At 74.3% G+C, this 14,424-nt stretch carries 15 protein-coding genes; 5 read left to right on the forward strand and 10 right to left on the reverse strand.

Annotated features, from left to right (window positions below):
• Positions 1-57 precede the first annotated feature (57 nt).
• The gene (locus ACTWQH_RS07970; protein ID WP_443285652.1) at positions 58-906 is read left to right on the forward strand and encodes an esterase/lipase family protein; all 849 of its coding nucleotides are present in this window, start codon (positions 58-60) and stop codon (positions 904-906) included.
• Here ACTWQH_RS07970 and ACTWQH_RS07975 read toward each other — a convergent pair.
• A complete protein-coding gene (locus ACTWQH_RS07975; protein WP_443285724.1) occupies positions 903-1,673 on the reverse strand; it encodes a dioxygenase family protein in 771 nt (256 codons plus the stop codon). The two genes, ACTWQH_RS07970 and ACTWQH_RS07975, sit on opposite strands and share 4 nt — an antisense overlap.
• A gap of 10 nt (positions 1,674-1,683) precedes the next feature.
• Complete coding sequence (locus ACTWQH_RS07980) at positions 1,684-2,241, reverse strand: DoxX family protein (protein WP_443285653.1); 558 nt, start codon at positions 2,239-2,241, stop codon at positions 1,684-1,686.
• An 81-nt stretch (positions 2,242-2,322) separates the two neighbouring features.
• Between ACTWQH_RS07980 and ACTWQH_RS07985 the strand changes: the two genes are divergently transcribed.
• Positions 2,323-2,823 (forward strand): MarR family winged helix-turn-helix transcriptional regulator, encoded by a 501-nt coding sequence (locus ACTWQH_RS07985; RefSeq protein WP_443285725.1) that lies wholly within the window; start codon positions 2,323-2,325, stop codon positions 2,821-2,823.
• An 89-nt stretch (positions 2,824-2,912) separates the two neighbouring features.
• Positions 2,913-3,278, forward strand: a complete 366-nt coding sequence (locus tag ACTWQH_RS07990; RefSeq protein ID WP_443285654.1) for a GntR family transcriptional regulator — start codon at positions 2,913-2,915, stop codon at positions 3,276-3,278.
• 10 nt (positions 3,279-3,288) lie between these two features.
• Here the strand turns inward: ACTWQH_RS07990 and ACTWQH_RS07995 are convergent, their stop codons facing one another.
• Together ACTWQH_RS07995 and ACTWQH_RS08000 are read right to left on the reverse strand one after the other, a co-directional pair.
• Positions 3,289-4,971 (reverse strand): glycoside hydrolase family 13 protein, encoded by a 1,683-nt coding sequence (locus tag ACTWQH_RS07995; protein WP_443285655.1) that lies wholly within the window; start codon positions 4,969-4,971, stop codon positions 3,289-3,291.
• Between the two features lie 139 nt (positions 4,972-5,110).
• Positions 5,111-6,154 carry a LacI family DNA-binding transcriptional regulator gene (locus tag ACTWQH_RS08000; protein ID WP_443285656.1) on the reverse strand — a complete coding sequence of 348 codons (1,044 nt, stop codon included), beginning with the start codon at positions 6,152-6,154 and terminating at the stop codon, positions 5,111-5,113.
• Between the two features lie 478 nt (positions 6,155-6,632).
• On the opposite strand from ACTWQH_RS08000, the gene ACTWQH_RS08005 reads away from it, so the two are divergent.
• Positions 6,633-6,896 (forward strand): hypothetical protein, encoded by a 264-nt coding sequence (locus ACTWQH_RS08005; protein ID WP_443285657.1) that lies wholly within the window; start codon positions 6,633-6,635, stop codon positions 6,894-6,896.
• Positions 6,897-7,022: 126 nt separating this feature from the next.
• Here ACTWQH_RS08005 and ACTWQH_RS08010 read toward each other — a convergent pair whose 3' ends face one another.
• The 6 genes from ACTWQH_RS08010 to ACTWQH_RS08035 all read right to left on the reverse strand — a co-directional run bounded on the left by ACTWQH_RS08010 (position 7,023) and on the right by ACTWQH_RS08035 (position 12,569).
• Positions 7,023-7,796, reverse strand: a complete 774-nt coding sequence (locus ACTWQH_RS08010; RefSeq protein WP_443285658.1) for a GntR family transcriptional regulator — start codon at positions 7,794-7,796, stop codon at positions 7,023-7,025.
• A gap of 143 nt (positions 7,797-7,939) precedes the next feature.
• Positions 7,940-9,241, reverse strand: coding sequence for a homogentisate 1,2-dioxygenase (gene hmgA / locus ACTWQH_RS08015; protein WP_443285659.1), 1,302 nt, complete (start codon positions 9,239-9,241; stop codon positions 7,940-7,942).
• A gap of 59 nt (positions 9,242-9,300) precedes the next feature.
• Entirely contained in the window at positions 9,301-10,608 is a 1,308-nt protein-coding gene (locus tag ACTWQH_RS08020) for a hypothetical protein (RefSeq protein WP_443285660.1), read from the reverse strand.
• Between the two features lie 471 nt (positions 10,609-11,079).
• Positions 11,080-11,454: a DUF202 domain-containing protein gene (locus ACTWQH_RS08025; RefSeq protein WP_443285661.1), complete on the reverse strand. Its 375-nt coding sequence runs from the start codon at positions 11,452-11,454 to the stop codon at positions 11,080-11,082.
• Positions 11,447-11,842, reverse strand: a complete 396-nt coding sequence (locus tag ACTWQH_RS08030; protein ID WP_443285726.1) for a YidH family protein — start codon at positions 11,840-11,842, stop codon at positions 11,447-11,449. The genes ACTWQH_RS08025 and ACTWQH_RS08030 overlap by 8 nt, the downstream gene beginning before the upstream one ends.
• Positions 11,843-11,882: 40 nt before the next feature.
• Positions 11,883-12,569: a GntR family transcriptional regulator gene (locus ACTWQH_RS08035; RefSeq protein ID WP_443285662.1), complete on the reverse strand. Its 687-nt coding sequence runs from the start codon at positions 12,567-12,569 to the stop codon at positions 11,883-11,885.
• A 182-nt stretch (positions 12,570-12,751) separates the two neighbouring features.
• On the opposite strand from ACTWQH_RS08035, the gene ACTWQH_RS08040 reads away from it, so the two are divergent.
• Positions 12,752-14,407: an FAD-binding dehydrogenase gene (locus ACTWQH_RS08040; protein WP_443285663.1), complete on the forward strand. Its 1,656-nt coding sequence runs from the start codon at positions 12,752-12,754 to the stop codon at positions 14,405-14,407.
• Positions 14,408-14,424: the final 17 nt, after the last annotated feature.

Raw genomic sequence — 14,424 nt, forward strand, 5'->3', positions numbered from 1 at the left:
TGGTCCGGATCACACCGTCCGGGTGAGCCCGAGTGAGCTCAGCGAGGAGACCACGCCATGCGCACACAACGACTCTGCCTCGGCGCCGCGTTCGCGCTGGCGCTGACGCTGGTACCCACCGCCACGGCCAACGGGGCCGCGGAGCACGGCGGCTGGAACGACGCGGGCTGCGTCCCCGCGCCCGCCCACCCGCGCCCCGTCGTCCTCGTCCACGGCACCGGCGCCAACGGGTGGGACAACTGGCTCGGCCTCGCCCCCTACCTGGCGGACCGCGGGTGGTGCGTCTACTCCGATGACTTCGGGGAGCTGCCCGGCGTGCCCCTCCTCGCCGGCCTCGGCCCCATCGAGGACTCCGCCGGCGAGCTCGCGGCGTTCGTCGACGAGGTGCTGGCGACGACCGGCGCCGGCGAGGTCGACCTCGTCGGCCACTCGCAGGGCGGCATGATGCCGCGCTACTACCTGAAGCACGACCCCACCGGCGCCGGGAAGGTGAACGCCCTGGTCGCCATCGCGCCCAGCACCAACGGCACCACCCTGTCGGGCCTCGCCGCCCTGCTCGACAGCATCCCCGGCCTTCGGGAGGCGATCGACGGCAGCGCCCCGGCGCTGACCCAGCAGGTGGTGGGCTCGGACTTCCTCACCGAGCTGAACGCCGGCGGGTACACCGTGCCCGGGGTGGACTACACCGTGATCGCCACCCGGTACGACGAGATCGTCACCCCGTACGAGAGCCAGTTCATCCACGAGCCCGGGGTGAAGAACGTCCTCGTCCAGGACCTGTGCCCGCTGGACGTCTCCGAGCACGCCACCATCGGCCTGGCCGACCCGGTGGCCTGGCACGAGGTCGCCAACGCCCTCGACCCGGCCAACGCCGAGCCGACCACCTGCCTGAACCAGGCCCCCTAGCCGAGCTGGACGGAGCGCTTGGCCAGGCCGGCCCAGAAGCCGTCGATCACGCTGCGCGGGCTCCCGGTCAGCTCCGACTCGCCCGCGCCGAGCGCCACGAACAGCGGCGCGAAGTGCTCGGTGCGCGGGTGGGCGCGGCGGCCCGCCGGGGAGGCGTGCTCGAAGTCGAGCAGGGCGTCCACGTCCGCCCGCTCCAGGGCCTCCCGGCCCCAGGCGTCGAACTCCTTCGACCAGCCGGGCGCCTCATCGGGCCCCGTGCCCCAGGTCAACTCGGACAGGTTGTGGGTGAAGAAACCGCTGCCGACGATCAGCACGCCCTCCTCGCGCAGCGGGGCCAGCCGCCGCCCGAGCGCCAGCAGCCGCTCCGGCTCCAGGGTGGGCATGGAGAGCTGGAGCACGGGGATGTCGGCCTCGGGGTACATCTCGGCCAGCGGCACGTACGCCCCGTGGTCGAGCCCGCGCTCCGGCGCGTCGTGCACCGGCGTGCCCGGGCCGCCGAGCCGGGCGCGCACGCGCGCGGCCAGCCCGGGGGCGCCGGGGGCGGGGTAGCGCACCCGGTAGTAGCGCTCCGGGAAGCCCCAGAAGTCGTACACCAGCGGCACGGTGCGGGTCGCCCCCAGCGTGACGGGGGCGGACTCCCAGTGCGCGGAGACGATCAGGATGGCCGTCGGCCGCGGCAGCCCGGCGGACCAGCCGGCGAGCTGGGAGGTCCACAGGGCGTCGTCGGCCAGCGGCGGTGCCCCGTGGCTCAGGTACAGCACGGGCATGCGGTTCACGTCAGTTCCTCATCAGCAGCACGGCGCTCGCCGTGGCCACGGCGAGCGCCAGGGCGGCCAGGCCGTACTCCAGCCGGTGCGCGCGCAGCGCGGGCACGGGCAGGTGCGGGTCGGCGGCGTAACGCCCGGGGCCGGTCAGCGCCAGGGCGGCGGCGACGAGGCCGAGCAGCATGGGGAACTCGAAGCCGTCGGGGGCGAAGAACCCGGCCTCCCAGTGCACGGCGACGACCGCGTTGAGCATGGTGCCCACCACGGCGGCCGCGGCCAGCGGGGTGAACAGGCCCAGCGCCAGGCCGAGGCCGCCCGCGAACTCCGACAGCCCGGCGATCAGGGCCATGGTCCTGCCCGACGGGTAGCCCATCGCCTCGAAGCCCATGCCGGTGCCGGTCAGGCCGAAGCCGTCGAACCAGCCGAACAGCTTCTGGCTGCCGTGGACGGCGATCGTCAGGCCCACGGCGAGCCGGAGCAGCAGCAGGCCGGCGTCGTGGCCGCGGGCGGCGCCGGCGGTCGCGGTGGCGCGGGTGGTGGCGACGGGGGAGAGGGAGGTGAGCGACGACATGAGGTGATTGCTCCTGTGGGGTGGGGGCGCCTTGCAGTCGTTCGAATTTGAACGAAACCGTACCATGAAGACATGGCGACAATGGCGGCGACCACGACGACGGCAACCACGGCAACGACAGCGACCACGGCACCCCGATGGCTGGACGAGCAGGAAATGACGGCGTGGGTCGCGTTCCTGGAGTCCACCCACCGCGTCATGCGCGCGGTGGAGCGGCAGCTGCGCGACGATGCCGGGCTCTCCCACACGCAGTACGAGATCCTCGTCTACCTCTCGGCCGCCGGCCCGGACGGCCTGCGGATGACCGAGCTGGCCGAGTCCCTCATCACCTCCAAGAGCGGCCTGACCTACCAGGTCGGCCAGCTCGAGAAGCGCGGCCTGGTCACCCGCGGTGCCTGCCCCACTGACGTGCGGGGGGTGACCGCCCACCTCACCGAGGAGGGCCGCGCGGCGCTGGTGGAGGCGGCGCCCGGCCACGTGGCGCGGGTGCGGGAGGCGCTGATCGACGTGCTGAGCCGGGAACAGCTCGCCGTGCTCGCCGACGCGCTCACCGCCGTCGGCGACCGCCTCCGCGGGCAGTGACGCCGACAGCGAGGCACGTGGGACGCGGTGACGCGGGCGGTGACGCGGTCCTCGGCCCGTCCCGCCCGCTCCTCCGGCAGAATCGACCCGTGAAGGTCACCATCGATCCCCGCTCGCCGGTCGCGCCCTACGAGCAGCTGCGCGCCCAGATCGCCGGGCAGGCCCGGGCCGGGACGCTGCCCGTCGGCCACCGGCTGCCGACCGTGCGCGCGCTCGCCGGCGAGCTGGGGCTGGCCCCGAACACCGTGGCCAAGGCGTACCGCGTGCTCGAGGCCGACGGCGTGGTGGAGACCCGCGGCCGCAACGGCACCTTCGTCGCCGCGGCCGGGGACGCCGCCGCACGCGAGGCAGCGGCGGCGGCCCAGGCGTACGCCCAGCGCGTGCACCGGCTCGGCCTGGACCGTGGCGCGGCCCTGGCGGCCGTGGAGGACGCGCTGCGCGCCGCCTATCCGTGACGGGCTGACCTCAGGCCCGCGCGCCGCCGCCCCACAGCCACACCGTGGTGTCGGGCGGCAGCTTGCCGCCGTCGAGCCGGTCGCTGGCCAGCAGCACGCCCCAGTTCCTCGGCAGCGTGAACGGCTTGCCGGAGAGGTTCACCGCGCAGCGCAGCTCCGGCCCCCGCTCGAACGCCAGCACCCCCTCGACGCCCGCGTCCAGCCACCGCATCGTCTCGCCCGCGAACCCCGGCTGCTCCCGCCGCAGCCGCAGCGCCGAGCGGTACAGCTCCAGCGTCGAGCCCGGCGTTCCCGACTGGTGCTGCGCCGTCAGGTGCCGCCACTCCGGCGGCTGCGGCAGCCACGGCTTGCTGCCGCGCGGCCCGAAGCCGAAGGGGGTCTCCACGCCCGACCACGGGATCGGCACCCGGCAGCCGTCCCGGCCCCGGACGCCGTGGTTGGACCGCTCCCAGGTCGGGTCCCGCAGCAGCTCCTGCGGGATGTCCTCGACCTCCCACAGGCCCAGCTCCTCGCCCTGGTAGAGGTAGGCGCTGCCCGGCAGCGCGAGCATCAGCAGCGTCGCCGCCCGCGCCCTGCGGGTGCCGAGCTCGACGTCACACGGGCCGGCGTCGACGTCGTGCTCTCCCGTGCCGGTGTCGCGGCGGCCGTAGCGGGTGACGTGCCGGGGCACGTCGTGGTTGGACAGCACCCAGGTGGTGGGCGCGCCGACCGAGCCGAGCGCGGAGACGCTGCCGTCGATCACCTCGCGCAGCGCCGCCGGCTCCCAGGCCGACTTCAGGAAGGCGAAGTTGAACGCCGTGTGCAGCTCGTCGGGCCGCAGGTAGTGCGGCAGCCGGTCGGGGCGGACGTGCGCCTCGGCGACGAAGACCCGGTCGCCGGCGTAGGAGTCGGCTATCTTCCGCCAGGTCTGGTAGATCTCGTGCACCGCGTCCTGGTCCCAGTGCGGGTGGTTCTCGCGGTGCCGCTCGTCGTCGAACAGCAGGTCGTCGGGGATGCCGAGGTCCGGCAGCGCCGGGTCCTTGGCCAGGCCGTGGGCGACGTCGATGCGGAAGCCGTCCACCCCCCGGTCGAACCAGAAGCGCAGGATCGACTCGAACTCCGCCCGCACCTCCCGGCTGCCCCAGTTCAGGTCCGGCTGCTCGGGCGCGAACAGGTGCAGGTACCACTGCCCTGGCTTGCCGTCGGGCCCCGTGGTGCGGGTCCAGGCACGGCCGCCGAAGCGGCTGCGCCAGTCGTTGGGCGGCAGCATCCCGCCCGGGCCCTTGCCGTCGCGGAAGACGAAGCGTTCGCGCTCGGGGGAGCCGGGCGGCGCGGCGAGCGCCTCGGCGAACCACGGGTGCTGGCTGGAGGTGTGGTTGGGGACGATGTCGAGGATGACGCGCAGGCCCAGCGCGTGCGCCTCCGCGATCATCTCCTCGGCCTCCGGCAGCGTGCCGAAGCCCGGATCGATGCCGCGGTAGTCGGCGACGTCGTAGCCGCCGTCGGCCATGGGCGAGGGATACCACGGGTTGATCCAGACGGCGTCGATGCCCAGCTCCTTCAGGTAGGGGAGGCGGGCCCGCAGGCCGGCGATGTCGCCGACGCCGTCGCCGTTGCCGTCGGCGAAACTGCGGATGTAGACCTGGTAGATGACGGCGGTGCGCCACCAGGGTGTGTGCGGGTTGTCGTCGGTGCGGGTGTGGGTGCGGGGCACGTGTCTTCCACTCCTCTTGAGAGTTGACCCTGCGAGACGTGACGGCGCGGTCGAGTGCGGCTGGCCGCGCGCGAGTGCGTTTTTTGAGGATTGGCTCGGTCCGGGCCCGGCGGCTCGGCGCGCCGGTGCCCGCGGGTCGTCACAGGGGTTCGGGGCCTGGCTTCCCCCGGGGCCTGGTCACCCGGGCCGTGCCGGTGGTGCCGCGGACCCTCAGGCGCGTGGGCAGCACCACCCGGGTCGGCTCCTCGCTCGCCCCCGACAGTGCGTCGAGGATCTGGCGGGCGAGCAACTCCCCCTGGTACATCACGGGTTGAGAAATGGTCGTGAGATCGAGCAGCTCGGCCGTCTCGTGGTCGTCAAACCCGATGACCGAGACATCGTCGGGGGCCGAAAGGCCCATGCGGTTCAGCGTCCGCAGCGCGCCGAACGCCATCTGGTCGGACTCGGCGAAGACCGCGGTCGGCGGGTCGGGGAGGCTCAGCAGCTTCGCCATCGCCGAGGCGCCCTCGTCGATGTCGAAGCCGCCGGCGGCCTCCAGCTCCGGGTCGTAGGCGATGCCCGCCTGCGCCAGCACCGAGCGGTAGGCGTGCTGGCGGACGATCGGAGTGGTGAAGCCGCGGGGGTCGTTCAGGGCGCCGGTGATCATGCCGATACGCCGGTGACCGAGGTTGATCAGGTGCCGCACGGCGGTGCTGGCGCCCTCGGCGTTGTCGATGGAGACGTGCCAGCAGCCGGGGATGCGGGTGCCCAGCACGGCGATCGGCACCTCCATCGACACCAGCGTCTCGGCCTCCTTCTTCGACAGCGGCAGGTTGAGCACGATCACGGCGTCCACGCGGCGGCGCAGCGGCATGCGCTCGAAGAACCGCTCGTGGACGCGGGCGTCGCCGAGGTTGTACAGCAGCAGGTCGAGGTCGTTGGCCCGTAACACCGAGTCGATGCCGGCCAGCACACGGCTGTAGAACCAGCGGTTGACGAAGGGCAGCACCACGCCGACGGTGCCGGTGCGGCCGGAGGCGAGGCTGGCCGCGTGCGGAGAGACGGCGTACGACAGCTCCTCGGCGGCCCGCAGCACGCGCTCGCGCGTCGCCTCGGAGACGTTGGGCAGTCCGCGCAGGGCGCGTGAGACGGTGGCGGTCGAAACCCCCGCCAGGCGGGCGACATCGATGATGCTGGCGGCCATGCCCCTCCGATCAACGTTCCGTTGACGGTAGTCCGGGGCGAACGTACTGCTGCGGCGCGGTGAGTGCAATCGTTTACATGAAAAGATCTTGCGTTTGCGCCAGATTGGGGCTGCGGGCGATCAGTCTGGCTGAAGAGTCCCAGGTGAAGGGGCTGGAAGCCTGATGTAAACGCGTACATCCCACCTTGGCGGGAAGCGGGCGGTAACCGGCCGACAACGCCCTCTCGCGGGTGTGCGCGGTATGCGCGATTCCTCCTTGTGGGTGGATGGCCGCCCCGGCGCCCGCGGCGCACGCCGTCCATGATCCGGCACGCACTCCCCTGGCGCACCGGGATTCCCCGGGTGAACGGGGCGGTGAGGTGTTCGTCAACCCCCCTGCCGGGAAAGGTGAATCATGGGGCCGGGATACCCACGGGTGCTCGTGTGGCGTTAGGGTTACCCTGCCCGGACTGGGTGCCCTCGTACGGGTGGGAGAGTCATGAAGCAGATAACAGCGCGCAGCAGGCCGCGCGTTCCGGCCATCGACTGCGGGAGCAACGCCAGCGGCGCGCGTCTGGAGCGCCATCTGAGTGTGCTCTCCGGTCCCGCCGTGCCGCATGGCGAGGCCGAGGAGGCGACCTCGCTCATGCGGGAGCTGACGACGCGGGACGCGAAGCGTTCCCGGAACAACCGCGGCGCGCGCGTGCAGCTGCTGGCGCCGCTGCGCCGGCTGCGCCGCTCGCTCTTCGGCGGACGCAGCTGACCCCCGGACCCACGCCGGCCCAGGCCGTCTCCTCCGGATCTTCGCGGGCCCGCGAAGACCGGGAAGAGACGGTCTGGTGAGGCCGCGCGGGCCCGGGGGCCCGGCATCCCACCGCCGGAGGCCGCCTCACCCAGAACCGGCGGCGTGCTCGTCCGTGCCCTCGCTGTCCGTGCCGTCGCCGGGGGAGGAGTCCACGGTCACCGCGAAGGAGAACCGGTCGCCCCGGTAGTGGATGCGCGCCACGTCCACGGCCCGCTCCCACTCGTCGTACTCCACGCCCGTGATGTGCAGGATCGGGCTGAGCAGCGGCACCTCCAGAAGCCGCGCCGTCGGAGGGTCGGCGAGCCGGGCCTGCACCGTGTTGGTGATGCGTCCCACCCGCACGCCGGCCACGTCCCGCAGCACCCTCGTCATCGGCCAGCGCTCCAGCGCCGCCGGATCGATCCGGTCGGCCACCTCCGGGTGGACCAGGTTCTCCGCCCAGTTGGCCGGCTCGCCGCTCGCGCGGTCCCGCCGCAGCCGCCGGTAGCGCACCACCTCGCCCAGCCCCGGGAAGTGGTCGGCGAGCTCGGCGGGCACCGGCACCGGGCCGTGGTCGAGCAGCGTCGTGGTCTCGCCCGACTGCTGCGCCACGATGGCGTCGATCGAGCCCAGCAGCCGCACCGGCGCGCCCGTCGCCGCCCGCGGCTCGATGAAGGTGCCCCGCCGCCGGTGCCGGCTGATCAGCCCTTCGGTCTCCAGCTCCTTCAGGGCCTGGCGCATCGTCAGCACGCTCACCCCGTAGTGCCCGGCCAGCTGCTCCTCGGTCGGCAGCCGCAGCGGCTCGGCGCGGGAGCGGCCGAGTATGGAGGCCCGCAGCGACTGCGAGACCTGGTACCACAGCGGCAGCTTGCGGTTCACTTCGAGTGGGTCGGGGGTAAAGACGGAAACGCGGCTCACGGAGCGGCTCACTGACGGGTCGCTTTCGGCATCGGCGGCGTGGGAGGCGGGGACGGGGCGGAGGCTCCCGGGGGCCCGGGGCCGGGGGTCCGGGAGGTGCGGCCTCACGCGGGGAAGTTCCGCCCAAGACCCTGCCACACCGCGTCGTAGTCGCGCTGGAGGGCCGGGGTGGCCAGCGCCTGCGCGGTGGGGATCACCGGCCACCGGGTCTCGACCATGAACGCCAGCCCGTCGTCGACGCGCTGCGGCGCGAGCTCCGCCTCGCTGGCCCTCCGGAAGGTCTCCGCGTCCGGCCCGTGCGCGGACATCATGTTGTGCAGCGAGCCGCCGCCGGGCAGGAAGCCGGACGCCTTGGCGTCGTAGGCGCCCTCGATCAGCCCCATGTACTCGCTCATCACGTTGCGGTGGAAGTACGGCGGCCGGAAGGTGTCCTCGCCCACCAGCCAGCGCGGCGCGAAGACCGCGAAGTCCAGCGCGCCGGGGGAGGTGAGCACGGTGAAGATCGACGGGTCGGGGTGGTCGAAGCTGATCGAGCCGAGCGCGTTGAAGCGGCGCAGGTCGTACAGGTACGGCACGTGGTTGCCGTGCCAGGCGACCACGTCGAGCGGCGAGTGGTCCAGGGCGGCCGCCCACAGGGTGCCGCAGAACTTGCTCACCAGCTCGACGGGCCGGTCGCAGTCCTCCTCGAAGGCGGCCTCGGGCGCCAGGAAGTCCCGGGGGTTGGCCAGGCCGTTGGCGCCGATCGGGCCCAGCTCGGGCAGGGTGAGGGGGGTGCCGTAGTTCTCGCACACGTAGCCCGCGGCCGGGCCGTCCGCCGGCTCGGCCGGCTCGGCGGCGAAGCGCACGCCGCGCGGGATCAACGCCACCTGGCCGGGGCCCGCGCGCAGCGGCCCGAACTCGGTGCGCAGCAGCAGCGTGCCGCGCTGCGGCACGATCAGCAGCTCGCCGTCGGCGTCCCCGAACACCCGGTCGGTCATGGGCGCGTCGCAGCGGTAGAGGTGGATCGCCAGGCCCGTCCGCCGCCGGGCGTCGCCGTTGCCGCCCAGCGTCCACAGCCCGGCGACGAAGTCCGTGCCCGGCTCGGGCCCGGGCAGCGGGTCCCAGCGCAGCCGGTTCGGCTCGGGCACGGTCTCGTCGAAGGGGGCCGAACGCAGCGAGCCGCCCGAGATCCGGCGGAACGGCGGGTGGGCGGCCGAGGGCCGGACGCGGTACAGCCAGGAGCGGCGGTTGGCGGCCCGCGGCTCGGTGAAGGCGGTGCCGCTCAGCTGCTCGGCGTAGAGCCCCAGCGGCGCGCGCTGCGGCGAGTTGCGCCCGATGGGCAGCGCGCCGGGCACCGCCTCGCTGCTGTGCTGGTTGCCGAATCCCGGCGCGTACCGCTCCGCGCCCGCCTTCTCGGTGTGCTCCATCGCACGCCTCCCGCCGGTCGATTCCTTTTCTCGACCGTAGGAATCGGCGGCCCGCCGCGTCAACGTTCCTGCGCCGTGCGGGCGAGCAGCTCCGCGGCCCGCCACCGGTTGCGGTGCGGCCGCAGCGCCTGCCGCATCAGCTTGAGCGCCCGCTCCGCCTCCCCGGAGCGCAGCCGCTCCCGCGCCGCCAGGAAGCTCTCCCACGCCGCGCACGCCTCGTCCAGGCGGCCGGTGCGCAGCAGCAGCTGGCCCGCCCTGGCCTGGGTGAGGGCGTGCCCCCGCACGTCCGTGGCGGCCCGCTCGGCCGTCGCCCGCCGCAGCGCCGTCAGCGCCCCGGCGAGGTCGCCGAGCCCCTCCAGCACGGCCGAGGTCTGGAAGAGCAGCGCGGCCCGGGGGTAGCGGTCGAAGGGCGTCGGGCCGCTGCTCGCGCGGTCCGCCGCCCGTTCCGCCCGCAGCAGCGCGGCCAGCGCCCCGCGCCGGTCGCCGCTGGCCCCCAGGACCACCGCCAGCTGGGCCTGCACGTACGACTGGTGGGCCGAGGGCGCGGCGTGCGCGCCGCCCGCAGCGGCCTCGGCGAGCTGGAGCGCGGCCGACAGGTGGCCGAGCCGCTGCGCCTGGGCGCTCATCGCCCGCAGCACCACGCTCCAGGAGGTGCGGTCGCCCGACTCGGCCGCCAGCCAGTGCGCGAAGGTGTAGTAGCGCTGGGCCACCCCGTGCCGCTGGCCGTCCTCGTACATCCGGGCCTGGAGGAACGCCAGCCGCGAGGCGGCCACGAGCACCTCCCGCCGCTGCCGGGCGGGCCGGCTGGCCGTCAGCAGCGGCGTCACGTCGTCGGCGAGGTACGCCGCGAGCGCGCTGCGCGCGTGCCGCCCGCCGTGGGTGTCGATGGAGGCGGCGAAGAAGGCGACCGCGTCGTGCAGCGCGGTGGTCTCGGCGGTGCGCGAGCCGAGCGGACGCGGCGGCTCGGGCCCGAGCGGCGGGCGTGGCGCCACCGCGTCCGCCACCCGGTAGGGGCGCTGCCGCAGCCCCGAACGCCGCCCGGCGTCCGCGTCGGCGCGGCACAGCGAGACGAAGCCGGTCACCGGGTCGGGCGGCGCCTGCTCCCCGGGCCCCGGCGGGAATCCCGCCTCCTCCGGCGTGATCCGCCTGCCGAGCCGCCGGGTCAGCGCCTCGGCGGTGAGCTGCGGCACGGGGTGGCGCGGCCGGGTGCCGACGAGCCAGTGGGCGACGGCGGTGCGGTCGTAGCACAGGTCGGCGCCGATCTCGGCGCCCAGCGCGTTCACGGCCCGGGCCAGCGCTCCCTGCGTCCAGCCGGCCTCCTCGAGCAGCGTCCGCAGCTGCTGATTGGGTGCGCGCCCCTGTGTCATCACATCTCCTTGGCCCCGCGGAGCGCCGCGTCGTCGCTTCGGATGGCCGGGCAGGAGACGGGCAGGCGGTGGGCCCTCAACGGGCCCCATCTCCCGGCGGCGGGCTTCGTCTTCTTCCTCTCACACGGGGAGGAAGAGGCGGCAGGGCGCACGGAGGCACGGCTTGGGCCGACGACGGGCCGACCTGCATCTTGATCACACTATCGGGTTGCTTTCGCGGCAGGTGGTCGTACCTGGGGCGCCGCTGCCGGCCCGCCTGCCGATGGTGGCCTCATGAACGATCCGGAGCTGTATGCAGCCGTCCGCCCGCCGCATCCCGCCGCTCCGGCGGAGCGTCCCCCCGTCCCGCCTGGTTGCGCCGCGGACGCCTCCCCGCCCGGCCCGGACCGGGTCCGCGCCGTGACTCCCGGATAGCGCCGGGGGACCGGAGGACCGAAGCCAGAGAACCGAAGACCGAGAACCGAAGAAACGTCACGCCTCGGCGGCGAGCAGCACCATCCCCAGCGCCGAGGCCAGCACGATCAGGCCGGCCGCCCACAGCATCGTGGCCTCGCCCGCGGCGGGCGGCCGGCTCCCGCTCGTGAGCGCGCGGATGCGCCGGTGGGCCAGCACCAGGAAGCCCACCCACGCCAGGGCGTCCAGCGCGACCGCGATGAACGCCACCCCCGCCCGGTCGTTCGGCGTCACCACCAGCTCGCGCACCGCCAGCACCACCACCAGCGCGAACGTCAGCGTCGTACGCCGCCACGCCAGCCGCGTGCGTTCCGGCTGTGCCCCCCGGTCGTGCGTCTCCTCCACCCCGCGCGCGGCGTCCATGCCGTGCCCCGCTTCGCCGGGCTCAGTCACCGGCCTGACCCAGGAGCACGGCGACGATCACTATCACCGAGGCGACCACCGTGAACACCGCGAGCACGGCGGGGAAACGACTCTGCGGGAGATCCTCCCCGCGCCGCATCGCCCGCTCCGACATCGCCCAGTGGTTCACCGCGCGGATCGCGCACAGCGCGCCGGCGACCAGCAGCAGCAGCGCGATCGTGGTACGGATGCCCCAGCGCAGGTCGGTGAGGAACTGGTCCACGGCGATGCCGCCGGCCACCAGCGCCAGCGCGGTGCGCAGCCACGCCAGGAAGGTGCGCTCGTTGGCGAGCGAGAAGCGGTAGTCGGGCGTCGCTCCCTCCGCCCGCACGCGCTGCGGCGAGAACCACAGCCGTATCGCTCCCCACGCCTGACGCATCATGTCATCGAGCCTAAGCCCCCCGGGCGGACGCGGCAGATCAGCCCATCTGCCGGGCGTACGCCGCCGACAGCTGCCCGAGGGAGTCCTCCAGATAGGAGGCGAGCAGCTCCTCCGCGCCGCGCGCGTCGCCCTCGGCGAGGGCCCGCAGGATCCGGGCGTTGCGCGACAGGTAGGGCTCGTAGAACCGGCGGGGGTCGTCCATGACGTGGAAGACCAGGCGCAGCTCCGCCAGCACGCCCCGCATCAGCTCGTCGGTGCGCGGGCTGCCCGCCAGCGCGACCAGCTCCTGGTGGAAGCGGATGTTGGCGGTGGACAGCTCCCGCCAGTTCTCCTCGCGCTGGGCCTTCTCGCCCGCCGCGACCGCCTCGGCCATGGCGTCGAGGGGGTAGGGCGGCTCGCCCAGGCCCCGCAGCACCGCGCACTCCACGAGCCGGCGCACGCGGTAGATGTCGGTCAGATCCCCGACGCTCACGACGCGCACGAAGACGCCGCGGTTGAGCTCGTGGACGAGCAGCCGCTCGTGGGTGAGCAGCCGGAACGCCTCCCGCAGGGTGTTGCGCGAGACGCCGAGCGCGCCGCCGATGCTGTCCTCCGACAGCCGGGTGCCGGGCGGGAAGTACCCCTGCGCGATGCGGGCGCGCAGGATGTCCGCGACCCGGTCGGCGGTGCTGGTGCGCCCCAGCAGCGCCCGGTCGCCCGCCAGCGCTTCCTCGCTGCTCCCCACGGCTGCCTCTCTCCTTCTCTCCTCGCCTGCTGCGCTGGGCAGTCAACCCCAGAAACCCGAAGGAGACAACATGAGGATCGCAGGATCGTTGAACACTCTGCGGACGGTCGTGTTGACGCCGCGATCACCGGGGCAGAGGATCGACGCCACCGGCACCCAGCGGACGGGAGGGCGTTGCGACCATGGCCTACGACGCCGACGTGATCGTCATCGGGGCCGGGCTCGCCGGCCTCGTCGCCACCGCCGAACTCGCCGCGGCCGGGCGGCGGGTCATCCTGCTCGACCAGGAGCCTGCGGCGTCCCTCGGCGGCCAGGCCCACTGGTCGCTCGGCGGCCTCTTCCTCGTCGGCTCCCCCGAGCAGCGCCGCCTGCGGGTGCGCGACAGCCGCGACCTCGCGTGGCAGGACTGGCTCGGCACCGCAGGCTTCGACCGACCCGAGGACCACTGGCCGCGCCGCTGGGCCGAGGCGTACGTGGACTTCGCCGCGGGCGAGAAACGCGCCTGGCTGCGCTCCCTCGGCATCGGCTTCTTCCCCGTCGTCGGCTGGGCCGAGCGCGGCGGCCACGGCGCGAGGGGCCACGGCAACTCCGTCCCCCGCTTCCACGTCACCTGGGGCACCGGGCCCGGCGTCGTCGAGCCCTTCGAACGCCGGGTGCGGCAGGCCGCCGCCCGCGGCCGCGTCGAGCTGCGCTTCCGCCACCGCGTCACCGGCCTGTCCGCCAGCGCGGGCGCCGTCGACACCGTCACGGGCGAGCTGCTGGCCCCCTCCGCCGCCCGGCGCGGCACCGCCAGCAACCGCCAGGTCACCGGCGCGTTCGAGCTGCGCGCCCAGGCCGTGATCATCACCTCCGGCGGCATCGGCGGCAACCACGACCTCATCCGCGCCCACTGGCCCGAACGCCTCGGCACGCCGCCGGAACGCCTGCTCACCGGCGTCCCCGCCCACGTCGACGGCCTGATGCTCGGCGTCGCCGAACGCGCCGGGGCCCGCCTGATCAACCGCGACCGGATGTGGCACTACACCGAGGGCGTCGCCAACTGGGACCCCATCTGGTCCGGCCACGGCATCCGCATCCTGCCCGGCCCCTCGTCCCTCTGGCTCGACGCCACCGGCCGCCGCCTGCCCGTGCCGCTCTTCCCGGGCTTCGACACCCTCGCCACCCTGGAGCACATCGCCCGCACCGGGCACGACCACACCTGGTTCGTGCTCAACCGCCGCATCGTGGCGAAGGAGTTCGCGCTCTCCGGCTCGGAGCAGAACCCCGACATGACCGGCCGCAGCGTCCGCCGGCTCCTGGCCGGCCGCGCCCGCTCCGGGCCGCCGGTCCCGGTCCAGGCGTTCCTCGACCACGGCCCCGACTTCGTCGTCGAGCGCGACCCGGCCGGCCTGGCGCGCGGCATGAACGAGCTCGCCGGCGAGGAGCTGATCGACGCCGGCGAGCTGCGGCGCGAGATCGAGGCGCGCGACCGGGGGGTCGGCAACCCCTTCGCCAAGGACCTCCAGATCACCGCCATCCGCGGCGCCCGCGCGTACATCGGCGACCGGCTCACGCGCGTGGCCGCGCCGCACCGCATCCTCGACCCTGCCGCGGGTCCCCTGATCGCGGTGCGGCTCGGCATCCTCACCCGCAAGTCGCTCGGCGGCCTGGAGACCGACCTTTCCGGGCGGGTGCTGACCGAGGGCGGCGAGCCGCTGCCCGGCGTCTACGCCGCGGGCGAGGCCGCGGGCTTCGGCGGGGGCGGCATGCACGGCTACCGCTCCCTGGAGGGCACCTTCCTCGGCGGCTGCATCTTCTCCGGCCGCGTGGCGGGGCGTTCGGCGTCGGCCGCGCTGTGAGGGCTGCGAGGGCTGCG

This window comes from Streptomyces sp. 6N223 (assembly GCF_052246635.1).
Classification (GTDB): Bacteria; Actinomycetota; Actinomycetes; order Streptomycetales; family Streptomycetaceae; genus Streptomyces.